Annotated in this window: 20 protein-coding genes and 2 tRNA genes; 11 read left to right on the top strand and 11 right to left on the bottom strand. The window is 74.1% G+C overall.

The genetic code is table 11. The features are described from left to right. Positions 1–86: 86 nt before the first annotated feature. From ACFI33_RS10640 to ACFI33_RS10610, 7 genes are all read right to left on the bottom strand, one after another. Positions 87–803: an urease accessory protein UreF gene (locus ACFI33_RS10640; RefSeq protein ID WP_036339822.1), complete on the bottom strand. Its 717-nt coding sequence runs from the start codon at positions 801–803 to the stop codon at positions 87–89. 1 nt (position 804) lies between these two features. Beyond that, positions 805–1,296, bottom strand: coding sequence for an urease accessory protein UreE (gene ureE, locus ACFI33_RS10635; RefSeq protein ID WP_002854147.1), 492 nt, complete (start codon positions 1,294–1,296; stop codon positions 805–807). Positions 1,297–1,309: 13 nt separating this feature from the next. Further along, positions 1,310–3,025: an urease subunit alpha gene (ureC, locus tag ACFI33_RS10630; protein WP_087113711.1), complete on the bottom strand. Its 1,716-nt coding sequence runs from the start codon at positions 3,023–3,025 to the stop codon at positions 1,310–1,312. Positions 3,026–3,047: 22 nt separating this feature from the next. Further along, a complete protein-coding gene (locus tag ACFI33_RS10625; protein ID WP_010079478.1) occupies positions 3,048–3,482 on the bottom strand; it encodes an urease subunit beta in 435 nt (144 codons plus the stop codon). Positions 3,483–3,502: 20 nt separating this feature from the next. Beyond that, entirely contained in the window at positions 3,503–3,805 is a 303-nt protein-coding gene (locus ACFI33_RS10620) for an urease subunit gamma (RefSeq protein WP_002854142.1), read from the bottom strand. Positions 3,806–3,895: 90 nt separating this feature from the next. Beyond that, a protein-coding gene (locus tag ACFI33_RS10615; RefSeq protein WP_370450142.1) for an IS3 family transposase occupies positions 3,896–5,073 on the bottom strand; the annotation gives its coding sequence in 2 pieces (ribosomal slippage) (positions 3,896–4,810 and positions 4,813–5,073; 1,176 coding nt in all). 256 nt (positions 5,074–5,329) lie between these two features. Continuing rightward, positions 5,330–7,174: a phosphoenolpyruvate carboxykinase (GTP) gene (locus ACFI33_RS10610; protein ID WP_036339834.1), complete on the bottom strand. Its 1,845-nt coding sequence runs from the start codon at positions 7,172–7,174 to the stop codon at positions 5,330–5,332. Between the two features lie 244 nt (positions 7,175–7,418). On the opposite strand from ACFI33_RS10610, the gene ACFI33_RS10605 reads away from it, so the two are divergent. Next, positions 7,419–7,492, top strand: a tRNA-Arg gene (locus ACFI33_RS10605). 79 nt (positions 7,493–7,571) lie between these two features. On the opposite strand, the gene ACFI33_RS10600 is transcribed toward ACFI33_RS10605, so the two are convergent. The 3 genes from ACFI33_RS10600 to upp all read right to left on the bottom strand — a co-directional run bounded on the left by ACFI33_RS10600 (position 7,572) and on the right by upp (position 10,065). Beyond that, positions 7,572–8,096, bottom strand: coding sequence for a SixA phosphatase family protein (locus ACFI33_RS10600; protein WP_002854135.1), 525 nt, complete (start codon positions 8,094–8,096; stop codon positions 7,572–7,574). 70 nt (positions 8,097–8,166) lie between these two features. Further along, positions 8,167–8,955: a winged helix-turn-helix domain-containing protein gene (locus ACFI33_RS10595; protein WP_036341497.1), complete on the bottom strand. Its 789-nt coding sequence runs from the start codon at positions 8,953–8,955 to the stop codon at positions 8,167–8,169. A gap of 474 nt (positions 8,956–9,429) precedes the next feature. Then, positions 9,430–10,065 (bottom strand): uracil phosphoribosyltransferase, encoded by a 636-nt coding sequence (upp, locus tag ACFI33_RS10590; protein WP_010079486.1) that lies wholly within the window; start codon positions 10,063–10,065, stop codon positions 9,430–9,432. A gap of 83 nt (positions 10,066–10,148) precedes the next feature. Here upp and ACFI33_RS10585 point away from each other — a divergent pair, with 83 nt between their 5' ends. Beyond that, complete coding sequence (locus ACFI33_RS10585; protein ID WP_002854128.1) at positions 10,149–10,655, top strand: nucleoside deaminase; 507 nt, start codon at positions 10,149–10,151, stop codon at positions 10,653–10,655. A 74-nt stretch (positions 10,656–10,729) separates the two neighbouring features. After that, positions 10,730–10,820: transfer RNA gene (locus tag ACFI33_RS10580), tRNA-Ser, on the top strand. A 66-nt stretch (positions 10,821–10,886) separates the two neighbouring features. Here the strand turns inward: ACFI33_RS10580 and ACFI33_RS10575 are convergent. Beyond that, entirely contained in the window at positions 10,887–11,975 is a 1,089-nt protein-coding gene (locus ACFI33_RS10575) for an alpha/beta hydrolase (RefSeq protein ID WP_336575008.1), read from the bottom strand. A 105-nt stretch (positions 11,976–12,080) separates the two neighbouring features. Between ACFI33_RS10575 and ACFI33_RS10570 the strand changes: the two genes are divergently transcribed. The 8 genes from ACFI33_RS10570 to ACFI33_RS10535 all read left to right on the top strand — a co-directional run. After that, positions 12,081–12,539 carry a 23S rRNA (pseudouridine(1915)-N(3))-methyltransferase RlmH gene (locus ACFI33_RS10570; RefSeq protein ID WP_174233347.1) on the top strand — a complete coding sequence of 153 codons (459 nt, stop codon included), beginning with the start codon at positions 12,081–12,083 and terminating at the stop codon, positions 12,537–12,539. Continuing rightward, positions 12,536–17,590 (top strand): ATP-dependent helicase, encoded by a 5,055-nt coding sequence (locus tag ACFI33_RS10565; protein ID WP_462624003.1) that lies wholly within the window; start codon positions 12,536–12,538, stop codon positions 17,588–17,590. Before ACFI33_RS10570 ends, ACFI33_RS10565 begins: the two co-directional genes overlap by 4 nt. A gap of 138 nt (positions 17,591–17,728) precedes the next feature. Beyond that, positions 17,729–18,241 (top strand): VOC family protein, encoded by a 513-nt coding sequence (locus ACFI33_RS10560; RefSeq protein ID WP_336646945.1) that lies wholly within the window; start codon positions 17,729–17,731, stop codon positions 18,239–18,241. A gap of 14 nt (positions 18,242–18,255) precedes the next feature. Next, positions 18,256–19,197, top strand: coding sequence for a DNA-formamidopyrimidine glycosylase family protein (locus ACFI33_RS10555; protein WP_041102847.1), 942 nt, complete (start codon positions 18,256–18,258; stop codon positions 19,195–19,197). A gap of 77 nt (positions 19,198–19,274) precedes the next feature. After that, entirely contained in the window at positions 19,275–20,525 is a 1,251-nt protein-coding gene (locus ACFI33_RS10550; RefSeq protein WP_462624002.1) for a glucose-1-phosphate adenylyltransferase family protein, read from the top strand. A gap of 46 nt (positions 20,526–20,571) precedes the next feature. Continuing rightward, a complete protein-coding gene (locus tag ACFI33_RS10545) occupies positions 20,572–21,618 on the top strand; it encodes a pseudouridine synthase (RefSeq protein ID WP_036339848.1) in 1,047 nt (348 codons plus the stop codon). Next, positions 21,615–22,220: a DedA family protein gene (locus ACFI33_RS10540; RefSeq protein WP_036339851.1), complete on the top strand. Its 606-nt coding sequence runs from the start codon at positions 21,615–21,617 to the stop codon at positions 22,218–22,220. The genes ACFI33_RS10545 and ACFI33_RS10540 overlap by 4 nt, the downstream gene beginning before the upstream one ends. Positions 22,221–22,222: 2 nt before the next feature. Next, positions 22,223–24,092, top strand: a 1,870-nt coding sequence (locus ACFI33_RS10535) for a hypothetical protein (RefSeq protein ID WP_462624001.1), incomplete at its 3' end; no start/stop codon positions are given.

Here is a 24,092-nt window from a genome sequence, read left to right as displayed (position 1 = left end):
CCCCCCCCCCCCCCCCCGCCGGCCCCCCCCCCCCCCCCCCCCCCCCCCCCCCCCCCCCCCCCCCCCCGGTGCGGTGCGCGGGCCGCTCAGCTCATGAACATGCGGGCGCGCTGCCGCTCGTGCCGCATCTGGGCGATCTCCAGCCCCGGGGCGATGGCCCCGAGGTCGTCGGGGTGGAGGCCACGGGAGACCTCGACGGCCCGCAGGACCCACTCCTGGGCCCGGCGGACGACCCGCTGGCCCGCGTCCTGGCCCAGCGGGATGCCGCGGACGGCGTTCTGCGTCAGCGACATGACGGAGGCGTACAGGTGCGCGGCCACCGCCTCCTCGACGGGCACCCCGATCTCCCGGGCGATGACGCCCCAGACGAGGGCCTGGTGGGCGTCGAGCGTGCCCGCCTCGACCCCCTCGTGGTAGCGGCGGACCCAGTCCCCCGGGTAGGCGGGGGCGCCGATGCGCAGCAGTCGCCGCCCCATCGTGCGCCCCGCCTCGCGGATCTGGGCGGGGAGCGCCTGCGCGGTGACGAGCTCGTCCAGGTCCGCGACGGAGTCGAAGTCCTCCGCCGCGTAGACCAGGCGGACCGCCAGCGCGTCCGTGAACGTGAGCTGCTGCTCCACGAACATCTCCAGCCAGGCGGCGAAGTCCTCCTCGCCCTCGACCCGGCCGTCGCTCATGTAGGTCTCCAGGCCCAGGGAGTGGCTGAAGGCGCCCGTGGGCAGCGCGGAGTCCGTCAGCTGCAGCATCCCCAGGAGGGCGACGCCGGACGGGACGCCCGGCGTCGCCGTGGGGGTGGTCCCGGCCATGTCAGTGGGTGTGCTCGGCATGGCGGAAGGGCACGTCCATGACGCGTTCCTGCCGCTCGTGGGGCACGTCGTGGGCGCGCAGGAAGTCCTCGACGGTGTGGTCGTACTGCACCACCATCGCGTCCCGGCCGAAGGGCCCGTCCGCGTCGAAGAACTGGGCCGGCAGGTGCCGGTTGCCCAGGCTGTGCGCCACGAACGCCATCTCGCGCAGCGATCGCGCCGAGATCACCAGCACGTCCGTGGACAGCACGCGCACGATCACGGCGTTGCCGCGCTCGCCCTCGTCGTCCACGGTCAGGATGTCGCCGTCCCGCAGGTCCGGGGACCCGGCGGGCAGACGCAGCCCGTACTCGTTGCCGTGGTCGGTGCGCAGCCGCTGGATGCGCTTGACGAGGGCGGAGCCCTCGAGGTGCACCTGCTCCCGGTGGCGGTCGCCCACTAGGGCGGCGCCGGCGTCGTCGTGGACGTTGCCGAGGATCTCGGTGACGATCATGCGGTCCCCTCTCTCAGAACAGGAAGTAGCGCTGGGCCATGGGCAGGACGTCCTGCGGCTCGCACGTGACGGGCTCCCCGTCCACGCGGACCTCGTACGTCTCCGGGTCCACCTCGAGGCGGGGCGTCTCGCCGTTGTGGCGCATGTCCGCCTTGGTGAGGTCGCGGATGCCGTGCACGGCGCGGATGGTCTTCTGCAGCCCCAGGGCGCGCGGCACGCCGGCCCAGATGGACGCCTCGGACATGAAGGTGATGGCAGAGGTGTGCACGGCCTGGCCGTACGCGCCGAATGACCTGCGGTACCAGCGGGGCTGTGGCGTCGGGATGGAGCCGTTGGGGTCGCCCACGACCCCGTAGACCATCTGCCCGCCCTTGATGACCAGGTCCGGCTTCACCCCGAAGAACTGCGGCTCCCACAGCACGAGGTCGGCGAACTTGCCGACCTCTACGGATCCGACCGAGTCGGCGATGCCGTGGGCGATGGCGGGGTTGATGGTGTACTTCGACACGTAGCGCTTGATGCGGTGGTTGTCCCCCGCGGTGCCCTCGTCCTCGGGCAGCGGGCCGCGCTGACGCTTCATGGAGTCCGCGACCTGCCACGTGCGGATCAGCACCTCGCCGACGCGGCCCATCGCCTGGGAGTCGGAGGAGGTCATGGAGAAGATGCCCATGTCCTGCAGGACGTCCTCGGCCGCGATGGTCTCCTGGCGGATGCGGGAGTCAGCGAAGGCCACGTCCTCCGGCAGGTCCGCGTTCAGGTGATGCGCCACCATGAGCATGTCCACATGCTCCTCGACCGTGTTCGTCGTGTACGGCAGGGTCGGGTTGGTGGAGGCGGGCAGGATGTTCGGGTACTGCGCCAGCTCGATGATGTCCGGGGCGTGGCCGCCGCCGGCGCCCTCGGTGTGGAACGTGTGGATCACGCGGCCGTCGATCGCGGCGCGGGTGTCCTCCACGAAGCCGGACTCGTTGAGGGTGTCCGTGTGGATGGCCACCTGGACGTCGTACTCGTCCGCCACCTGCAGGGCGGTGTTGATGGACGACGGCGTGGCGCCCCAGTCCTCGTGGACCTTCAGGCCGATGGCGCCGGCACGGATCTGCTCGGCCATCGGGGAGATGGAGGAGCCGTGGCCCTTGCCGAGCAGGCCGAAGTTCATGGGCCAGTGCTCGAACGAGCGGAGCATGGTGTGGATGTTCCACTCGCCGGGGGTGATGGTGGTGGCCTTCGACGACTCGGAGGGACCGGTGCCGCCGCCGATCATGGTGGTCAGACCGGAGGAGAGCGCGGTCTCGATCTGGTCCGGGCTGATGAAGTGCACGTGGGTATCGATGCCGCCGGCGGTGAGGATCTTGCCCTCGCCGGAGATGACGTCGGTGGCCACCCCGATCACGATGTCTACGCCGTCCATGGTGTGTGGGTTGCCGGCCTTGCCGATGGCCACGATGTGCGCGTCGCGCACGGCGATGTCGGCCTTGTAGATGCCGGTCCAGTCGATGACCACGACGTTGGTGATCACCAGGTCGGGGACGCCGACGTCGCGGACGAGCTGGCTGTTCTGGCCCATCCCGTCGCGGATGACCTTGCCGCCGCCGAAGACGGCCTCCTCGCCGGGCGTGGTCAGGTCCTCCTCGACGACGGCGAACAGCTCGGTGTCCGCCAGGCGGATCGCGTCGCCGGTGGTGGGTCCGTAGAGGCTCGCATACTGCTCGCGGCTGATCTCGAAGCTCATGGTGTGTGTCCTCTCTGCGGACTCAGCGGGTCTCGTTGTCGAAGCCGGCGCGTTCCTTCAGCGGCGACGGGGCGTCGCCCGCGGCGGACTCGTGACGGGCCGGGATGGCGGGAGCGGCGGGCGCGGCGTGGAGGCCGGCTGCCTCGTGGGGGTCGAGCGAACCGTCGACCATGTCCCGGAAGCCGTAGACGACGCGGTCGCCGCCGAGGGGGATGAGCTTGACGGTGGTCTCGTCGCCGGGCTCGAGCCGCACGGCGGTGCCGGCCGGGATGTCCAGGCGGCAGCCGAGGGCGGCCTGACGGTCGAAGTCGAGGGCGCGGTTGGCCTCGGCGAAGTGGAAGTGCGAGCCGACCTGCACGGGGCGGTCGCCCCGGTTGGTGACGGACAGCTCGACAGCCTCGCGGCCGCGGTTGCAGACGACGGGGGCGTCGGCGAGGACGTACTCTCCGGGCTTCATGGTCTCCTCCTGGGTCCGGTTCAGCGGATGGGGTCGTGGACGGTGACGAGCTTGGTGCCGTCGGGGAAGGTCGCCTCGACCTGGACCATCGAGATCATGTCGGCCACGCCCTCCTGGACGTCGTCGACGGTGAGGATGGTGCTGCCCCAGCTCATGAGGTCGGCGACGCTGCGGCCGTCGCGCGCGCCCTCCATCAGCTCATAGGTGATGATCGCGATCGCCTCCGGATGGTTCAGCTTGAGGCCGCGCTGCTGGCGACGGCGCGCCAGGTCGGCGGCCACCACCACCAGGAGCTTCTCGAGGTCCTTGGGCTGCAGATGCATGTGTGCTCCTTCATGAGGTGTGCCCGGCGGGGTCGGAACGGCCCACGTACGGGCACATGGGTCTGCCATGAGTTTGGTTGACACGAGTTATCAGGCGGCGGCAGCCGCCTGGACTGATTGAACCATCTCGAACTCGACAGGGGTGAGCTTCCCGAGACGGGCCTGCCTACGACGGCGGTGATAGGTCCGCTCGATCCAGCTCACGATCGCGAGCCGGAGCTGGTCGAAGGACTGCCAGCGCCGCCGGTTCAGCACGTTCTTCTGCAACAGCGCGAAGAAGGATTCCATCGCCGCGTTGTCCCCAGCAGCACCGACCCGGCCCATCGACCCGACCAGGCCGTTGACCCGCAGCGTCTCCACGAATCGTCTGGCTCGAAATTGCGATCCTCGATCCGAATGCACCCGGCAACCCTGCACCTCGGCCTTGCCTCCACGCCGGGCCAGAGCCATCTGCAGGGCATCCACAGCCAGCTGCGAGCTCATCCGCCGATCGATCGAGTAGCCCACGATCCGGTTCGAGAACACGTCCTTGACCGCGCAGAGATAGAGCTTGGAATCCCCGGCCCAATGCTCCGAGATGTCCGTGAGCCACAGCTGGTTCGGCTTCTCAGCGCGGAACTCACGACGAACCAGATCATCATGAACGGCAGGGCCAGGACGCTTGCCCGAGCCGCGACGGAACCAGTGGCAGCAGCGGACCTTCACGAGCCGACAGGCCTTCAACACCTGATGGTCCGACACGGACAAGCCACGGCCGCGGAGCTCATCAGCCAGGAACCGGTATCCGAACTCCGGGTCATCGGCATGGGCATCGAGGACGGCGTTGGCGGCATGCGCGTCGGACCATTCCCGCTCGCTGACAGGTTCGGCCAGCCACTGGTAGTAGGCCTGACGGGAGAACCCGAGGACCCGGCAGGAGAGTTTCACGGGAATCCCGTCGCGGGCCAGGTCCTTCACGACGGGATAGCTCATTGTGGGGACTGGCCCAACTTCAGGTTCGCCTGCGACAGATACGCGGCGGCGCGGCGTAGGACCTCGTTCTCCATCTCCAATTCACGGTTGCGGCGCTTGAGAGCCTTCAACTCCTCGTTCTCAGCCTTGGTGATGCCGGGCCGGATCCCGGCCTCGACATCATCCTGGGCCAGCCAGCGCCGTAGGCAGGAGGCGGCGATGCCGAAGTCCTTCGCGACCTGCGCGATCGGCATCTGACCCTTACGGGCGATCGCGACCACGTCCTGGCGGAACTCTCGGGGGTATGCAGCGGGCATGAGGACATCCTTCCAGCAGTCCCTCCCGGGACCACAGATCAGATGTCAACCAAACTCACGGCAGACCCCATTTATACGCCTCGTTTCCTGGGAGGAAACCGAACGAGATTCTGAGAGGACGTCCACGTCAGAGCAAGAGCGCAGGAAATCCGGCGGCAGTGGGAGACGGCTCACCCACCCCGGCGTCACCCCGGGCGCGACGACGGCCCCCCACCTCAGCGCGGAGGTGGGGGGCCGTCGTGGTCGGCCGGGCCGGTCAGGCCTGGGCGAACCGCCGCTTCTGGGCCTCGAAGCGGTCGCGGATGGCCTGCGGCAGGGACTCGCCGAACCGGCCGAGCCACTCCTCGATGAGCTCGTTCTCCTCGGCCCATTCCGCGGCGTCGACCTTGAGGGCGTCCTCGAGGTCCTCGGCCGACACCTCGAGGCCGGACAGGTCGAGCGAGCCCGCGGCCGGCACGAGGCCGATCGGGGTCTCCTCGGCCTCGGCCTTGCCCTCGAGGCGCTCCACGACCCACTTCAGGACGCGGGAGTTCTCGCCGAAGCCGGGCCAGGCGAAGCCGCCGTCGCGGTTGCGGCGGAACCAGTTGACCAGGTAGATGCGCGGCAGCTTCTCCGGGTCGGCCTTGCCGGACTCCCTGACCCAATGGGCCAGGTAGTCGCCGGCGTCGTAGCCGAGGAACGGCAGCATGGCCATCGGGTCGCGGCGCACGACGCCCACGGCGCCGGCGGCGGCCGCGGTGGTCTCCGAGGAGAGGGTGGCGCCCTTGAGGATGCCGTCCTCCCAGTCGAAGGCCTCGGTCACCAGCGGCACGGTGGTCTTGCGGCGGCCGCCGAACAGGATGGCGTCCAGCTTCACGCCCCGCGGGTCGCGGTACTCGTCGGCCAGCATGTCCGTCTGCTCGATGGGCGTGCAGAACCGGGAGTTCGGGTGGGCGGCCGGGGTGCCGGACTCGGGCGTCCAGTCGTTGCCGCGCCAGTCGGTGAGGTGCTCGGGGACCTCGTCCGTCATGCCCTCCCACCACACGCCGCCGTCGTCGGTGAGGGCGACGTTGGTGAAGATGGAGTTGCCCTTGGAGATCGCGCGCATGGCGTTCGGGTTGGTGGACCAGCCGGTGCCGGGGGCGACGCCGAAGTAGCCGGTCTCCGGGTTGATCACGCGGAACTCGCCGTCCTTGCCGGCGCGGATCCAGGTGATGTCGTCGCCCAGGGTCTCGGCCTTCCAGCCCTCGATCGTGGGGTCGATGAGGGCGAGGTTGGTCTTGCCGCAGGCCGAGGGGAAGGCGCCGGTGATGTGGTAGGACCGGCCCTCGGGGTTGGTCAGCTTGAGGATCAGCATGTGCTCGGCGAGCCAGGCCTCGTCCCGGGCCATCACGGAGGCGATGCGCAGCGCGTAGCACTTCTTGCCGAGCAGGGCGTTGCCGCCGTAGCCGGAGCCGAAGGACCAGATGGAGCGCTCCTCGGGGAAGTGCACGATCCACTTGGTCTCGTTGCACGGCCACGGCACGTCCTGCTCGCCCGGCTCCAGCGGGGCGCCCACGGAGTGCACGGCCGGCACGTAGAAGGCCTGCTCGCGGGACATCTTGTCCAGCACGTCCTGGCCGATGCGGGCCATGATGCGCATCGACAGGACCACGTAGGCGGAGTCGGTGATCTCCACGCCGTACTTCGGGTCCTCGGCGTCGAGGTGGCCCATCACGAACGGGATCACGTACATGGTGCGGCCGCGCATGGCGCCGGTGAACGCGTCGTCGAGGATCCCGTGCATCTTCGCCGGGTCCATCCAGTTGTTGGTGAAGCCGGCGTCCTCCTCCTTCTCGGAGCAGATGAAGGTGCGGTCCTCCACACGGGCGACGTCGGCGGGATCGGAGAACGCGGCGAAGGAGTGGGGGAACTTGTCCTCGGCCAGGCGGGTCAGGGTGCCCGCCGCCACGAGCTCGTCCGCGAGACGGTCGCGCTCCTCCTCGGAGCCGTCGACCCACTGGACGGAGTCCGGCTGCGTCAGCTCTGCGATCTGAGCGACCCACTCGCGCAGCTGGGCGTAGTCCGTGGGCGCGTCCGCCAGGGCGCGATCCGCGAACGAGGTGGTGGCGTTGTCAGCCATGGTGGAGAGTCCTCCCATTGGGGTCCGGGGCCGTTCCGTCCCGTCCACTCCGATGCGTGCACCGCCGAAGCGCGCACCACATCGTTGTGGCCGCACGGTCCTGCCATGGTACCCGAGCCCGGCTATCATGGCCGCGCCCCCGCCACACCCCCGACTCAGACCACCGCAGACCGTCGATTTGCACTTCGCCGGAGAGGTCCTGTAGTGTTCTACGAGTTCGAGCCGCTCCGGCGGATCGGATGATGCGCCCATAGCTCAGCTGGATAGAGCGTCTGTCTACGGAACAGAAGGTCAGGGGTTCGAATCCCTTTGGGCGCACGATCGGAAGGCCCCGCTCCTGCTGGAGCGGGGCCTTCGTCATGTCGGCGCGCCTCTGCCACGCGCGCCGCCGCGGAGGTCAGCGCCCCGGAACCACGAAGTGCGTCAGGGCGGCGTCGCGGCCGTCGAGCTCGGCCCACGGCTTCTCCACCCGGAACACCTGCATCCCGAGCGTCGGGTAGTGCTCGCTCATGCGCAGCGCCGCATCCTGGTCCGAGTCCAGGCTCATCAGCCGCATGCCCAGCTCCTGCACCCACGGCATGTGGCCCACCACCAGCAGCCGTCGCGTGGTCTCCTCCGTCTCGTTGACGACGGCCAGGGCCCGCGCCGCGTCGGCGCCGTAGAGCCGCGGGTCCAGGTAGGGCGTGGGTGCCAGCTCGCCCAGGCGCTCGCACACCCACACGCACGTCTGACGGGTGCGCAGCGCATCGGAGCACACGACGGCGTCCGGGACGAGGTCGTGCTCGCGGAGCCAGTCGCCGGCGGCGGGCGCCTGGGCGTGGCCTCGCTCGGCGAGCGGGCGGGCATGGTCGTCGGCCGCGTCGGGCCAGCCGGCCTTGGCGTGCCGGAGGACGATCAGGGTCTTCGCGTCGGCGGTGCTCATGCGGCCAGGCTACGGCGACGGCCCCCGCTCGGGTGAGCGGGGGCCGTCGCCGGACACGGGCGGGCGCAGGTCAGATGCAGTACTCCGGCGCCGCCCACACGACCACCTCGGGGTGGCGGTAGAAGCGGTAGCCCTGGCCGCGCACGGTGCGCACGGTGTTCGCGAGGCGGCCGAGCTTGGCGCGCAATCGGCGGATGTGCACGTCGATGGTGCGCTCGTTGGGCACCTCGTCGGCGTTGCGCCACAGGGCGTCGAGCAGCTCCTCGCGGCCGACGGTGCGCTCACCGTTCTCCACGAGGTAGTTCAGGAGCTCGAACTCCTTGAAGGTGAGGTTCAGCGACTCGCCGTCCAGCTGCACCTCGCGCCGGGACAGGTCGATCAGCACACCGGGCTGGCGCGTGGACACGGGGGCCGGCGCCTGTGCCAGGTCGGGACTGGCACCGCCCTGCACGGTCGGATCGCCGAGCACCTGGCGCACGACCTCGAGGTCGCGGCCCTCGGCCCCGGCGGGGGCCAGGGCGACGGCGGCGTGCGACTCCGCCCCGGGGACGAGGGACTCCACGTAGTGGCGCAGCTCGTTGGCCAGCCGCGTGAGGGAGGTGCCGGCGGCCGAGGCGGCCAGCTCGTCCATGCCCACGTAGATGACGAACCCGCGGGCCTCGTTCTCCCGGGCCACCGCCTGGGGACCCGGGATGCCGTTCGGCGCCAGGACCGGCGTCGGTGCCGTCTGGGAGTCGGGGGCGTCGGTGCCACCTGCCAGCCGCAGGCCTGCGCGGGCCTGGCCTCGGCGGGACATGCCGTCGGCCCGGCGCTGCGCGTTGCGGACGGAGATGTGCACGTATCCGGCGGACTGACCCATGGCCACCACTCCTCTTTCGGCTCATGGCCCCTCCACCGCTCGGTCGATGCGGCGGACGAGGCGTCACATGACAAGAATGTGACTTCACCGAGGGGACTGGCAAGTAACGTTCGCGCTTTTGTCTCACTATTTGAGAGAAAGAGTTCTGAATGTGCTCAACATCACTATTCGCGGATCGGAATAGCGTCGCGCGGCCGGTCGGCTCGCCCGCGCGACTCTTTCATTGTTCAACAGGGCAGGGCGCGGCGCAGGACGAGCGAGTATGCGGAATATTTATGCAGGCGACTTCCAGGTTTTCCATGTGACGCCATGATGACGGGTCACAGCAGGTCGTGACGTCCACTAGATGGACGACACATTCACGGCCCCGCTTGACGCCCCCGCCGGAGACGCTCCCGTGAGACGACCACGGCCCCCGCCGGGTGGGGGCGGGGGCCGTGGTCGTCTCGTGGCGGACGCGGAGGTCCGATCAGGTCATTCCGCCAGGCCGTAGAGCCGGTCGCCGGCGTCACCGAGGCCGGGGACGATGTAGGACCGCTCGTCCAGGCGCTCGTCGACGGCGGCCAGGTACAGGTCCACCTCGACGTCGCCCAGCGAGGCCTCCAACCGCTCGATGCCCTCGGGCGCTCCGAGCAGGCAGAGGCAGGTGACCCGCGCCGCGCCGCGCTGGTAGAGGAAGCGGATGGCCTCGATCAGCGTGCCTCCCGTGGCCAGCATGGGGTCCAGGACGAACACGTGACGCCCGGACAGGTCGGCGGGCAGCCGCTCCGCGTAGGTGACGATGTCCAGCGTCTCCTCATTGCGGGCCATGCCGAGGAACCCGACCTCGGCGGACGGCGCCATCTTGGTCATCCCCTCCAGCATCCCGAGCCCCGCGCGCAGGATCGGCACGACCAGCGGACGCGGGCGGGCCAGCCGGAAGCCGGTGGTCTCGGTCACCGGGGTCTCGATCCGCACCTCCTCCATGGCCACGTCGCGCGTCGCCTCGTAGGCGAGCAGCATCACAAGCTCCTCCGTGAGCTGCCGGAAGATCATGGACGGGGTCTTCTTGTCCCGCAGGACGCTGAGCTTGTGGGCCACGAGCGGGTGGTCGACGATGTGGACGCGCATGGCGCCCACGGTACCGCCCACGCGCGCCCCTCCGCCCGTCCCCGTGCCCGCGGGGGCGCCGACACCGCCGCTAGGCTGGCCGCGTGTCCGCCCCCGTCCCCTCCCCCGCGCCCACGGCCGAGCAGGAGCACGCGTGGATGGGCCTGGCCCTCCGGGCCGCCCGCGCGGCCGGGGCGGCCGGCGACGTGCCGATCGGCGCCGCACTCGTGGCCGGCGACGGGACCGTCCTGGCCGTCGTCGGGAACGAGCGGGAGCAGCACCACGACCCCACCGCCCACGCCGAGGTCCTCGCGCTGCGCCGCGGAGCGGAGCTGCGGGCCGCCGCCGGGGCGGGCGACGGCTGGCGCCTGACGGACTGCACCCTCGTGGTGACCCTCGAGCCCTGCCCCATGTGCGCCGGTGCGCTGCTGCTGGCCCGCATCCCGCGCGTCGTATTCGGGGCGTGGGACCCGAAGGCGGGCGCGTGCGGCTCGGTGCTGGATGTGGTCCGCGACCCCCGCTTCAACCACCAGGTGCAGGTCCGCGCCGGCGTCCGTTCCGAGGAGAGCGCGGCGCTGCTGCGGGGGTTCTTCGCGGCACAGCGCGACTGAACGCGCCCGTGCCCGACGACGGCGGGCGGCCGGTTTGGGCGCGCCGCCACGGCTCGGGTAGGGTGTTCTGGTCTGGTGACGTGTCCGAGCGGCCGAAGGTGCAGCACTCGAAATGCTGTGTACGGTAACCCCGTACCGTGGGTTCAAATCCCACCGTCACCGCCAGATGTGAAGCCCGGGAGCCCTGCGCTCCCGGGCTTTCGCCATGCCGGGGCGGGTCCGGCCGCCGCCTCAGCGCGGCAGGACGGCGTCCAGGAACGAGGCCACCGCGGACCACGAGATGGAGGCGTGCACGGCGCTGGCCGGCACACCGTTGCGGAGCACCTCCGCGCTGCGGGTCTTCGCGGTCATCATGCCCAGGTCGTGGCCACCCTCGGCCACCGAGTAGAACGCGGTGCGCAGTCCGGCGGCCTCGGCGGCCCGGTACAGCTCGAGGCTCTGCCCCCACGGCACCGTGACGTCCTTGCGCCCGTGGACGACCAGCAGGGGCGGCGAGTCCGGGCGCAGGTGCGCGATCGGGGAGGCCAGCCGGGTCAGGCCGCCCGAGGCCAGGACCGGCACCCCCAGCATGTCCGACTTGGTGCTGCGGTCGTCGAGGTGGCAGTGCTTCAGCCGGTTCGCGCGGTTGTAGTCCGCGCACGCGCCCGGGAGCATCTGGCGGTTCATCGTCAGGAAGTCCGTGGGGCCGAAGAAGTCCACGATCGCGTGGACGCGGTCCTCCTCCGGGATCGCGTGGCCGCCGTCGGGCACCTCCCGGCCGGGCAGCGGCACCTGCTCGCGGTCCAGGTCCTGTCCGCCCGTGAGGCCGGCCATGAGGGCGTTCCAACCGCCCGACGACGAGCCGGCCACGGCCACCCGCCCCGCGTCCAGCTGCAGGCCCGGGGCGTTGCGCCGCACCCAGCGGACCGCCGCCGTCGCGTCCTCCACCTGGGCGGGGAACGTGCCCTGCTTGGAGCTGCGCACCGAGAACGCGGCGACGGCGTAGCCGTGCGGGACCAGGCCGCGGGCGACGTCGACACCGTCGCTGTAGCCGCGATCGCTGCGCCAGCCGGAGCCCGCGTTCCACACGAGGACCGGGAACGGGCCCTGGCCCGGCGGCCGGTACACGTCGATGCGTCCGGCGCGCCCGGGCAGGGCCGCGTACGTGTGCCCGGTGGAGCTGCGCATGTCGTACAGGGCCGGCGCGTTGGCGCCCAGCGGCCCGGCGGGCGCGCCGACCAGGTCGGCGACGACGGCCACCCCGCCCACCGCGAGGGCGCCGACCCCGAGGCCGAGCGCGGCGCGGCGGGACACCCGCGCGGACCGTGCGGTCGACGTCATGGGCCCCCTTCCGGTGCGGAGCCAGGCACCCCGCCCCGGCGAGCGTAGCCGAGCGGCGGGGGCCGACCCCCGTACCCTGTCCGCCGCCGGTGCGATCATGGGGCCATGTCTGTTCGGGTGCTGGCCATCGGCAAGAAGCATGAGGCGTGGGTCGTCGACGGGATCGACCGCTACGAGCGGCGCCTCAAGAGGCCCTACGACCTCTCGTGGCGTCTGCTGCCGCACTCCGCGCGGCAGGAGGAGGCGGCGCGCACGGAGGAGTCGGACCGGATCCTGGGCGCGGTCGGCGCGGACGAGCACCTGATCCTGCTGGACGAGCGGGGGACGGCGTTCGACTCGCCGGGCCTGGCGCGGCACCTGCAGGGCCGGTTCGACGTCGGTGCCCCGGTGACGATGGTGATCGGAGGCGCGTACGGGGTGGACGCCCGGGTCCACGCCCGCGCGGACCGCGTCTGGTCCCTGTCCCCGCTCGTCTTCCCGCACCAGCTCGTGCGGCTGATCCTGGCGGAGCAGGTCTACCGCGCCCAGGAGATCTCCGCCGGCCGACCGTACCACCACGCATGAGCGGGCCCGCGGAGACCGCAGCGGGCACGGCCACGCCCGCGGCCGACGTCGTCCTGGGCCGGTTCACCGAGCCCACGCGCGCCTGGTTCACGGGCGCGTTCGAGGCCCCGACGCCGGCCCAGCTCGGCGCGTGGGACGCGATCTCCTCGGGGCGGCACGCGTTGGTGATCGCGCCGACTGGCTCGGGCAAGACCCTCTCCTCCTTCCTCTGGGCGCTCGACTCGTTCGTGCGCGAGCCCGCCACCGAGGGGACGGCGGCCACCCGCGTCCTCTACGTCTCGCCGCTGAAGGCGCTCGGCGTGGATGTGGAGCGGAACCTGCGGGCCCCGCTGGTGGGCATCACGCAGACCGCCGCGCACCAGGGCAGGCCCGTGCCGCGCGTGCGGGTGGGTGTGCGCTCCGGGGACACCCCGGCGGCCGAGCGGCGGCGCCTGCAGCAGGATCCGCCGGACATCCTCATCACCACGCCCGAGTCGCTGTACCTCATGCTCACCTCGCAGGCCCGAGCGGCGCTGGCCGGGGTCCGCACGGTGATCGTGGACGAGGTGCACGCCGTGGCCGGGACCAAGCGCGGCGCCCACCTGGCCGTCTCCCTCGAGCGCCTGGACGCCCTGCTGGACACGCCGGTGCAGCGGATCGGCCTGTCCGCCACGGTCGAGCCGGCCGCCGAGGTGGCCCGGTTCCTCGGCGGCACGCAGCCGGTGACGGTGGTGCGGCCCGCCTCGGCCAAGCGCTGGGACCTGACGGTCACGGTGCCGGTGCCGGACCTGACGGACCTCTCCTCCCCCGCCGCAGCCCACGACCTGGGGCCCGGCTCCTCGACGGGCGGGCTCGGCGACGAGGGCGCGGTGACGGGCGGGTCCATCTGGCCGCACGTCGAGGAGCGGATCGTGGACCTGGTGGCCGAGCGGCGTTCCACGCTCGTGTTCGCCAACTCCCGGCGCCTGGCCGAGCGCCTCACCGGCCGGCTCAACGAGATCTGGGAGGCCCGCGCCGAGGCGGCCGCCGCGGCCGAGCACCCGGACGCCGTCCCCGGCTTCCGCACACCGGACCCGACCGGCTTCCACGGCCCCGCCCAGGTGGCCGGGCAGACCGGCACGGGATCGGGCACCGTCTCCGACTTCGCCCGCGCCCACCACGGCTCCGTGTCCAAGGAGCAGCGCGCCATCGTCGAGGAGGCGCTGAAGACCGGCCAGATCCGCTGCGTCGTGGCCACGAGCTCGCTGGAGCTGGGCATCGACATGGGCGCGGTGGACCAGGTGATCCAGGTCGAGTCGCCGCCCTCGGTGGCCTCCGGTCTGCAGCGCGTGGGCCGCGCCGGCCACCAGGTGGGCGAGGTCTCCCGGGGCGTGTTCTTCCCCAAGCACCGGGGCGACCTCGTGGACACCGCCGTCGTGGCCGAGCGCATGACGGCCGGGCGCATCGAGTCGCTGCGGATCCCCGCCAACCCGCTGGACATCCTCGCCCAGCAGACCGTGGCCGCCGTCGCCGTCGCGGACCTGGACGCACAGGGGTGGTTCGACCTCGTGCGCCGGTCCGCGCCGTTCGCGACGCTGCCGTTCTCCGCCTACGAGTCCGTGCTCGACCTGCTGGCCGGCCGCTACCCCTCGGACGAGTTCGCCGAGCTGCGCCCGCGCATCCTGTGGGACCGGGAGAACGGCACGCTCGCCGCCCGCCCCGGCGCCCAGCGCCTCGCGGTCACCTCGGGCGGCACCATCCCGGACCGCGGCCTGTTCGGGGTGTTCCTGGCCTCCGACGGCGGCGCGGACGGCACCCCCGGCGGCGCGGCGGCCGGGGACACGGCCGAGTCGGCGGGCACCGCGTCCGCGGGCTCGGCCCGCTCCGGCGGACGCCGGGTCGGCGAGCTCGACGAGGAGATGGTCTACGAGTCCCGCGTGGGGGACGTCATCCTGCTGGGCGCCACGAGCTGGCGCATCGTGGACATCACCGCGGACCGCGTCCTGGTGCTGCCCGCGTACGGGCAGCCCGGCAAGCTCCCGTTCTGGCGGGGCGACGCCGCGGGCCGGCCGGCGGAGCTGGGCGACGCCGTCGGGCGCTTCCGCCGCGAGCTGGACGCGGACCCCGAGGCCGGCCGCACCCGCCTGGCCGCCGCGGGCCTGGACCCGTGGGCGCAGGACAACCTGCTGGCCTACCTGAAGGACCAGCGCGAGGCCACCGGGGTGCTGCCCACCGAGCAGACGCTCGTGGTGGAGCGGTTCACGGACGAGCTCGGCGACTGGCGCGTGGTGCTGCACTCCCCCTACGGCATGGCGGTGCACGCCCCGTGGGCGCTCGCGGTGGGGGCGCGGCTGGCGCAGCGGTACGGGCTGGAGACCGGCTCGGGCGCGGCGATGGCGGCCGACGACGGGATCGTGCTGCGCATCCCGCTGATGGACGCGGAGCCGCCGGGCGCGGAACTGTTCGAGTTCACGGCCGAGGAGCTGGACGAGATCGTCACGGCGGAAGTCGGCGGGTCCGCGCTGTTCGCGGCCCGGTTCCGGGAGAACGCGGCCCGGTCCCTGCTGCTGCCGCGCCGTGACCCCGGGCGACGGACCCCCCTGTGGCAGCAGCGGCAGCGGTCCGCGCAGCTGCTGGACGTGGCACGGAAGCACCCGCGGTTCCCCGTGATCCTGGAGACCGTGCGCGAGGTGCTCCAGGACGTCTACGACCTCCCGGCGCTCAAGGAGCTCGCGGGGCGGGTGTCCTCACGGGCCGTCCGGCTCGTGGAGGTCACGACGACGGCGCCCTCGCCGTTCAGCCAGTCCATCCTGTTCGGCTACATCGCCCAGTTCATCTACGAGGGCGACTCCCCGCTGGCCGAGCGCCGCGCCGCCGCGCTCTCCCTCGACCCGGCGCTGCTGTCCGAGCTGCTGGGCACGGAGGAGCTGCGCGAGCTGCTGGACGCCGGGGTCATCGCCGAGGTCGAGGCCCAGCTGCAGCGGCTCGCGCCCGACCGGCGCGCCCGCGGGGTCGAGGGCGTGGCGGACCTGCTGCGCCTGCTGGGGCCGCTGTCCGTGGCGGAGGCCGCGCGGCGCACACGGGCCGAGGGGGAGGCGGAGGAGGCCGCGGACGAGGCCGCCGTCGCCGGCATGCTGGCGGAGCTCGAGCGCGCCGGCCGCGCGTTCCGCCTGCGCCAGGACGGGGTCGAGCGGTTCGCCGCCGTCGAGGACGCCGCCCGCCTGCGGGACGCGCTCGGCACGCCGATCCCGCACGGAGTGCCCACCGCATTCCTCGACCCGGTCGACGACCCGCTCGGGGACCTCGTGGGCCGCTACGCCCGCACCCACGGCCCCTTCACCGCCGCCGAGGCGGGGGCCGCGCTGGGGCTGGGGGGCGCCGTCGTGCTCTCGGTGCTGCAGCGCCTGGCCACCGAGCGCCGCGTGAGCACGGGCGCGTTCCGGCCGGACGGCACTCCCGGGGCCACCGGCCTGGACGCCGAGTGGTGCGACGCCGAGGTGCTGCGGCGGATCCGCATGCGCTCCCTCGCCGCGCTGCGCGCCGAGGTCGAGCCGGTGGACCAGGCCGCCTACGCCCGGTTCCTCGCCGACTGGCAGCACCTGCGGCCGCGGACGGGGCGCGACGGGGCCTGGCGGCCGCCGGCCACGCTCGAGGGCGTGGACGGGGTGGCCACCGTCCTGGACCAGCTGGCCGGCACGCCCCTGCCCGCGAGCGCGTGGGAATCCCTCGTGCTGCCCGCCCGCGTGCGGGACTACGCCCCCGCCCTGCTCGACGAGCTGCTGGCCACGGGCGAGTACGTGTGGTCGGGCGTCGGGGAGGCCACCGGCAACGACGGCTGGGTGGCCCTGCACCCCGCCGACGCCGTGGACCTCACGCTGCGCCTGCCCGAGCCCGCGGAGGAGACACCGGCCGACGCCGCCCTGCGCGCGGCCGTGCTCGAGGTGCTCGCCGGCGGCGGGGCCTGGTTCTTCCCCCAGCTCGTGGAGCGGGTGCGGGCGGCGCAGGCGGCGGGCGACGACGGCGACGCGGGTGGCGCAGGCGGGGCGGGCGGCCCCGACCCGCACCGCGACCCGGCCGACCTGGCCCGCGGCCCCGCGGTGCTGGGCGCGCTGTGGGGCCTGGTGTGGGACGGCCGGGTCGGCAACGACACGTTCGCCCCCGTCCGCGGCCTGCTCTCGCTCGGCAAGACCGCGCACCGCACCGGCCGGCAGACGCCGCGGGCCCGCACCGCGCGGACGGGCGGGGCCGCGGGGGCGGCGGCCGGGCGCGGGCTCGGCGGGCGGCTGGCCGGGGTGCGCGGGCGGGGCCGGTACGCGGGGCTCACCTCGCCCGAGGGCGGCGCCCGGGGCTCGGCCGGCCTCACGGCGGGGACCGTCGGGCTCTCGGCCGCCGAACAGGCCCGCTCGGCCGGCCGCTGGTCCCTGCTGCCCGCCGCCGAGCAGGACCCCACGATCCGCGCCCACGCCACCGCCGAGCTGCTGCTGGACCGGTACGGCGTGATCACGCGCGGCTCCGTGGTGGCCGAGGAGGTCCCCGGCGGCTTCGCGGGGCAGTACCGGCTGCTCACCCGGATGGAGGACGCGGGCCAGGTGCGCCGCGGCCACTTCGTCGACGGGCTGGGCGGCGCGCAGTTCTCCACCGGCGCCGTCGTGGATCGGCTGCGCGGGTTCCAGCGGGACGAGGAGGACGCCGCCGTCGACGCCGCCCCGCTCGCCCTCGCCCTGGCCGCGACGGATCCGGCGAACCCCTACGGCGCCGCGCTGGACTGGCCGTCCGTGCCGGCCGGGCCGGACGGCGTCGTGCCCACGGGCCATCGCCCGGGCCGGAAGGCGGGCGCCGTCGTCGTGCTGATCGCGGGGCGGCTGGCCCTCTACATGGAGCGCGGCGGGCGCACGCTGCTCGCGTTCACGGAGGATCCGGGCGAGCTGCGGGCCGCGGCGGAGGCGCTTGTGTGGGCGCTGCGGACCGGCCGGACCGAGCGGTTGAGCCTGGAGAAGGTCAACGGCGGGCCCGTGCTCGGCACGCCGCTGGCCGAGGCGCTGCTGGCCGCGGGGTTCTACTCAAGCCCGTCGGGCATCCGGTTCCGGAACTGAGAACCCACGTCCGTCCGCCCGTCCGCAACGCGGGTTGAGTTGTCACGGGTCCCGCCGTCGAACACCCGCGACAACTCAACCCGCGTTGCCCGGGGGTGGCCCTGTCGCGGAGGCGGGGCCCGGGGGTAGGTTCGGCCCATGAGCATCGACGCCGCCCCGCCCGAGGACGTGGGCACCGCCCCCACGGGCACGTCCCCCGCCCCCGAGGCCCTCGAGGACTCCCTGCCGCACCCCTCGGACCCCTCCGTCACCCCGTTCCTCCTGTTCGAGGGTGACGCCGGTGCGGCCATGGACGCCTACCTCACTGCGTTCGTGGAGCACCTGCCGGTCACCGAGGTCCGCCGGGACCTCTTCGACGACTCCTCCCCGCGCGGCGCCGCATGGGCGGGCAAGGTCCTGCACGGCGAGCTCGAGATCGCCGGCCAGCGGCTGCGCTTCTTCGACTCCTTCACCCCGCACGGGTTCACATTCACCCCGGCCATCAGCCTGTTCGTCGAGCTGCCGGACGCCACCGCGGTGGACGCGGTCCACGACGCGCTCCTCGCCGGCGGTGGCCGTGACTACATGCCGCCCGACGACTACGGCTTCTCCCGCCGCTTCGCGTGGGTCGGGGACCGCTTCGGCGTGACCTGGCAGCTCAACGCGGCCTGAGCCGGTGACGGCCCGTGCCTGAAGGCGACTCCCTCGTCCGCGTCGCGCATCGGCTCCGCCCCGTGCTCGAGGGCCGGCCCCTGACGCACGCGGATCTGCGCGTGCCCCGCCACGCCACCGCGGACCTGACCGGCTGGACGGTGGCCGAGGTCCTGCCGCGCGCCAAGTACCTGCTGATGCGGCTGACCCCGCCCGCAGCCCGCCCCGGGGCCCGGCCGCTCACCCTGATCTCGCACCTGAAGATGGAGGGGCGCTGGCTCGTCTCCGCCCTCGACGCGCGGTGGGGTGCCCCCGCCTGGCAGGTGCGGGCGGTGCTGGAGACGGCGGAGCACCGCGTGCTCGGCGCCCAGCTGGGCCTGCTCACCCTCGTGCCCACCGCCGACGAGGCCGCCGTCCTCGGCCACCTCGGCCCCGACCTGCTGGACCCGGCCTGGGACACGCCCGACGACGGCGCCGCGCTGCTCGCCGAGGGCATGCGGCGGCTCACGGCCCGGCCCGAGCGGCCGGTCGGCCTGGCCCTGCTCGACCAGCGGCTCGTCTCCGGGATCGGCAACATCTACCGCTGCGAGACCCTCCTGCTGGCCGGCATCGACCCGCACCGGCCGATCGGCGAGGTCGAGGACGTCGCCGGACTCGTGCTGCTCGCCCGGGACCTGCTGCGCGCCAACGTCCCGCCCGCCGCCCCCGCCGCGGGCGCCCGGCGCCGGACCACGGGCGTGCGTCCGAACCCGGCGCGACCCTTCGGGGTCGAGGTGCTGGTCCCGGCCGGTCCGTCACCCGACACGGCACCCGGCCGGACGCCCGGCGCGCGTGGCGGGGGGACGCCGTCGTACTGGGTCTACGGGCACGACCGCACCCCGTGCCTGCGCTGCCGCGGCCCCGTCCGCCAGGAGGACTACGGCTCCCCCGAGGACGACGCGCGGCGGCTGTGGTGGTGTCCGCACTGCCAGCGCTGACCCGGACGCGCCCGAACGGTGGCCGCGTGTCCTCCCCGCTCCCTACGCTGAACCCGCCCCCGACCCGAGGAGGAGCCATGGCCGACCCGTTCCCCAAGGACCCGGAGGGCGCCGTCGTCGCGCTCGTGCTGGCCGGCGGCACCGGCGGCCGCCTCATGCCGCTCACCGCGGCCCGCGCCAAGCCGATGGTGCCGCTGGCGGGCCAGTACCGGCTGATCGACGTCGTCCTGTCCAACCTGGCCCACTCGCGCCTGCGGGACGTGTGGGTCGTGGAGCAGTACCGCCTCTTCACGCTCAACCAGCACCTGGCCGGCGGCCGGCCGTGGGATCTCGACGGCACCCGCCACGGCCTGCGGCTCCTGCCTCCCGCGCAGGGCCGTGCCGAGGAGGGCTTCGCCCGCGGCAACGGCCACGCGATCGCCCAGCAGCTGCCGCTGCTGGAGCAGTTCGGCGCCGAGACCGTCGTCGTGCTCTCCGCGGACCACCTGTACCAGCTGGACCTGCGCCCCGTGCTGGCCGAGCACGCCCGCTCCGGCGCCGAGCTCACCGTGGTCACCACCGAGACGGACGAGGACCCCTCGCGCTTCGGCGTCGTGCAGGTGGACGACGACGGCGCCGTCACCGACTACGCCTACAAACCGGAGGACCCGGCGGGCACGCTCGTGGCCACCGAGGTGTTCGTGTTCGACGTCGCCGCGCTCTCCGAGGTGGTCGGCGATCTCGTGGCGGGCGAGGACGAGGCGGCCACCAAGGACGAGGGTGAGACCGATGAGGACGGCGACCCCGTGGGCTCCTCCCTCGGCGACTACGGGGAGAGCATCATCCCGGCGTTCGTGGCGCGGGGGCGCGTGCGGGAGCACCGCCTCGTCGGGTACTGGCGGGACATCGGCACCCTGGACGCGTACGTCCGCGCCCACCGGGAGATCCTCGAGGGCACCGGCCTGGACGTCGCCGCCGAGGGCTGGCCGCTGATCACCAACCCCCACCAGGCGCCGCCGGCGTGGGTGGCCCCGGACGCCCGCGTCTCCGGCTCGCTGCTCAGCCCGGGCTGCCGGATCGAGGGCGAGGTCTCGGACAGCGTGGTCGGCCCCGGGGTGGTCGTGGCGGCAGGCGCCACGGTGCGCGGCAGCCTCCTGCTCGGCGACTGCGAGGTCCCCGCGGGCGCGGTGCTGGACACCGTGGTGGTCGACGTCGGCGGGGCGGTCCCGGCGCGCGAGGTGACGGGGCGCGCCGCGCCGGCCGAGGAGGTCGTGGTGCTCACCCCGCAGGACCGCGGCCCGGCCGAGGACGAGACCACCGGCTCCGGCCGGCCCGGCCGGTCGGACTGAGCGGCGCCGGTCGGACGCAGCCGCACCGGGCTGGGAGGATGGACCCGTGGCCGTCCCCTCTCCCCTCCCCCCGCGCAACGGCGTCAACGCCACGCGCCTGCGCCTGCCCGCCTCCGGCTGGCCCACCGCGCAGGACTACGTGCTCCACCGGTTCGGTCACGTGGACCCGGAGGGCATCCGCGCGCGCTTCGCCCGCGGCGAGGTCGTGGCGGCGGACGGCACCGCACTGACGCCGACGACGCCGCTGGGCGTCCACGACGACCTCTGGTACTACCGGGACGTCCCCGACGAGACCCCGCTGCCCGTGACGCACACGCTCCTGCACCGCGACGAGCACCTCGTGGTCATCCACAAGCCGCACTTCCTGCCCACCACCCCGGGCGGCCGCTTCGTCCAGGAGACCGCGCTCGTGCGGCTGCGCAACGAGCTCGGCCTCGACGACCTCGTGCCCCTGCACCGGCTCGACCGGGCGACGGCCGGCGTCGTGATGTTCTCCGCGAACCCGGCCACCCGCGGCGCCTACCACCTGCTCTTCGAGCGGCGGGCCGTGGCCAAGACCTACGAGGCCGTGGTGCTCCTGCCGGAGGCCCCCGACGACGGCGCCCGCGGCCCCGGCGCCCCGACCGACCCCGTCCTGGGGCGGTTCCCGCTGACGGTGCGCAGCCGGATCCGCAAGGACAAGGGGGTCCTGCGCTCCGTGGTGGAGGAGATCCCGCCGGCGGCCTCCGGGCGGCGCGCGGGCGCCCCCGTCCGGACCCGGCGCTCGAACCGGCCCCACGCCGGGGCGAACGCGGAGTCCCGCGTGGAGCTGCTGGGCGTCGGCGTCTCCGCCGGGACGCTGGCCGGCCGGCGGGTGGCGCACCTGCGGCTCACCCCGCGCACGGGGCGCACCCACCAGCTGCGCATCCACCTGGCCGCCCTGGGCCTGGGCATCGCGTTCGACCCGTTCTACCCGGACCTGCTCGACCTCGCCCCGGACGACGTCGCACGGCCCCTGCAGCTGCTCTCCCGGTCGCTGCGCTTCACGGACCCGGTGACGGGCGAGGAGCGGGAGTTCACCTCCCCCGCCGAGCTGCAGGAGCGACCGCGGTGACGGGCGGGGACCCGGCCGCCCTGATGGACGCGCTCGGAGCGTGGTTCCACCCGCTCACCGCGCTCCTCGTGGCCCTGGACGCCCCGATCCCGCCCGTCCCGTCGGAGGTGGTGGTCATCGGCTCGGGGGCGCTCGCGGCCGAGGGCCGGGTCTCCCCCGTGGCCGCGGTGCTGGCGGCGTGGCTGGGCTGCTGGGCCGGGGACGTCGGCCTCTACGCGCTGTTCCGCCACGGCCTCGCCGACCGCCTGGACCGCTGGGCGTGGTGGCGGCGGATCCACCGGGGGATCCGGACTCTGCTGGTGCGGGTGGGCCCGGCGGGCAGCCTGGCGGGGCTGTCCGTGCTGCGGTTCGTCTCGGGCGGACGGACGGCGTCGATGGCGGCGGCCGGGATCGGCGGGATCCGCTGGCCCGTGTTCCTGTGGCTGTCCGGGGCGGGCTCGCTCGCGTGGTCCGGGTCCATGGTGGGGCTCGGCTGGCTCACCGGCCGGGCCACCGGCCTGCCGTGGTGGGCGTCCGCGGTGGTCGGCGTGGTGTTCGGTACCCTTGCAGGGTTGATGATCGCGGGGATCATGGCCCACCGTCGCCGGGGCCGGAAGGGGTGAGCATGCAGGACGCGTCCTCCGAGTCCCGCGCCGCCCTCGAGCGCCTCCGGGGCGCCTCGGCGCCCCGTCCCGACGACGACGCGACGCGTGCTCCCGCCGCGCGCCCTCGCCGCGCCCTGGCCGCGCCCGGGGAGATCTCCCGCCGCGATCTGCGCCGTCACGAGCGCGCCCTGCGCTCGGGCCGACCCGAGACCGCCGCCGAGCGCCGCGTGCGCGAGGACCGCCGCGTGGATGTGCACCGCGCCATGGACCGTCTGCGCACCCCGGGCGCTCCCGCCCAGCAGCGCCCACGCCGCGACCTCAGCGAGATCCTGGACCGCCTCGGTAGCCCGGACCTCGCCCGTTTCGCCGATCCGCTCGTCGGCACGGTCGAGCGCATCCTCCCCGCCCCGGGGCGGGACCCGGAGAAGGCCGCGGATGCCGCACGCCGCCGCACTGCGGCCGAGGAGCGCCGGCGGGCCCGCCTCGACGAGGAGGCCCGCCGGGCCCAAGCCGCGCGGGTGGCCCGCCGCCGCCGCGAGGAGGAGAAGCAGCGCCGTCGGCGTGAAGCCGAGCGGCGCCGTCGGGTGGCGGCCGAGGAGAAGGCCCGTGCCGCCGCCGAGGCGGAGGCCCGCCGCCGGGAGCGGGAGGAACGGCGCCGCCGGGAGGCGGAGGTCGCCGCCGAGCGCGCCCGCGTGCAGGCGGAGCGGCGGGCCCGCGAGGAGGCCGCGCTCGCCGAGCGGGAGCGGCTGCGGCTCGAGGCGGAGGCGGAGGCGGAGCGCCGTCGGCAGGCGGCCGAGGCCGAACGCCGTCGCCTCGAGGCCGAACGCGTCGAGGCCGAGCGGCGCCGTCGGGCCGAGGAGGCCGAGCGGCGCCGTCGCGAGGCGGAGGAGGCCGCCCGCCGCGAGGCCGAGCGACGTCGTCGCCAGGCCGCACGCGTCCGCGCCCACACCGTGCTGCACGCCGAACGCGCCCTCGCCCAGGCCCGGCTCCTCGAGGACCGCGCCCGGGAGGCCGAGCGCCGCGCGGCGGAGGACGCCGCCCGCCGCCGCCGCGAGCACGAGGAGCGGGAGTCCCGCGCGCTCGCCCGGGCCGCGCGCGAGCTCGAGGGCCCCGAGGTCTTCCCGGCCGCCGCCGACCGGCCGCTGCTGTCCGACCCGGAGGAGCGGCTCACCGATGAGGAGCTGTTCGCCCGAGCCCGGGTGGCCCTGCCCGAGTGGCGGCGGCGGCAGCGACTCTCCACGAAGGCGCAGGCCGTCCGGGCCGAGGCCATCGCCCACTCCCCGGCGGGGCCGGTCACGGGCGCCCTGCCCCTGATCCCCGGCTACACCCCCGCTCCGCCCGAGGAGCCGGCCGGCTCACCGACCGCTGCGGACCGACGCGGCCAGGCGCTGCTGACCGTCGTGTGGGCGCTGTTCGTGCTCTCCGGTGCGTGGGGCCTCGGTCTGGCCGGCCGCGTCCCGGGGCTCGCCGCGCTCGACGCCGGCGCGTACCCGCTCACCGCCGACGGCCGACACGGCCCTGGCGCGAGCGTGTTCGGACTGTCCCCGCTGCACCCGGCGATCTGGCCGGTGCTGTGGCTGCTGACCGGCATGTACGTGCTGCGGCAGTGGGGGCGGGGCCAGGGCGCGTCGCCGCGGCACCGCCGCATCCGGGGCGCGGTCGCGGGGACCCTGCTGGCGCTGGCGCTGTGGTTCCCCCTGGCCGTCCTGGCCCCCGGGGGCCTCGACGTCGTCCCGTGGCTGCTCGCCCTCGTCCTCATGCTCCGTGTGGTCCGGCGGCTCGGCGCACGCCCGGCGGCCCGCCGCGTCGCACGGGTGGCCGAGGACGGCGCGCTCGGCGTGCTGCTGGGCACCCTCCTCGCCGGCGGGGGGGGGGGGGGGGGGGGGGGGG

It is taken from the genome of Micrococcus sp. PSi08 (assembly GCF_054960655.1).
This window is presented reverse-complemented; position numbering and strand designations above follow the sequence as displayed.

Bases quoted from the DNA above. Each gene is read 5' to 3' on its own strand.
- ACFI33_RS10640 (WP_036339822.1), bottom strand. From the start codon at position 803: ATGGCCGGGACCACCCCCACGGCGACGCCGGGCGTCCCGTCCGGCGTC.
- ureE (WP_002854147.1), bottom strand. From the start codon at position 1,296: ATGATCGTCACCGAGATCCTCGGCAACGTCCACGACGACGCCGGCGCC.
- ureC (WP_087113711.1), bottom strand. From the start codon at position 3,025: ATGAGCTTCGAGATCAGCCGCGAGCAGTATGCGAGCCTCTACGGACCC.
- ACFI33_RS10625 (WP_010079478.1), bottom strand. From the start codon at position 3,482: ATGAAGCCCGGAGAGTACGTCCTCGCCGACGCCCCCGTCGTCTGCAAC.
- ACFI33_RS10620 (WP_002854142.1), bottom strand. From the start codon at position 3,805: ATGCATCTGCAGCCCAAGGACCTCGAGAAGCTCCTGGTGGTGGTGGCC.
- ACFI33_RS10610 (WP_036339834.1), bottom strand. From the start codon at position 7,174: ATGGCTGACAACGCCACCACCTCGTTCGCGGATCGCGCCCTGGCGGAC.
- ACFI33_RS10600 (WP_002854135.1), bottom strand. From the start codon at position 8,096: ATGAGCACCGCCGACGCGAAGACCCTGATCGTCCTCCGGCACGCCAAG.
- ACFI33_RS10595 (WP_036341497.1), bottom strand. From the start codon at position 8,955: ATGGGTCAGTCCGCCGGATACGTGCACATCTCCGTCCGCAACGCGCAG.
- upp (WP_010079486.1), bottom strand. From the start codon at position 10,065: ATGCGCGTCCACATCGTCGACCACCCGCTCGTGGCCCACAAGCTCAGC.
- ACFI33_RS10575 (WP_336575008.1), bottom strand. From the start codon at position 11,975: ATGACGTCGACCGCACGGTCCGCGCGGGTGTCCCGCCGCGCCGCGCTC.
- ACFI33_RS10570 (WP_174233347.1), top strand. From the start codon at position 12,081: ATGTCTGTTCGGGTGCTGGCCATCGGCAAGAAGCATGAGGCGTGGGTC.
- ACFI33_RS10565 (WP_462624003.1), top strand. From the start codon at position 12,536: ATGAGCGGGCCCGCGGAGACCGCAGCGGGCACGGCCACGCCCGCGGCC.
- ACFI33_RS10560 (WP_336646945.1), top strand. From the start codon at position 17,729: ATGAGCATCGACGCCGCCCCGCCCGAGGACGTGGGCACCGCCCCCACG.
- ACFI33_RS10550 (WP_462624002.1), top strand. From the start codon at position 19,275: ATGGCCGACCCGTTCCCCAAGGACCCGGAGGGCGCCGTCGTCGCGCTC.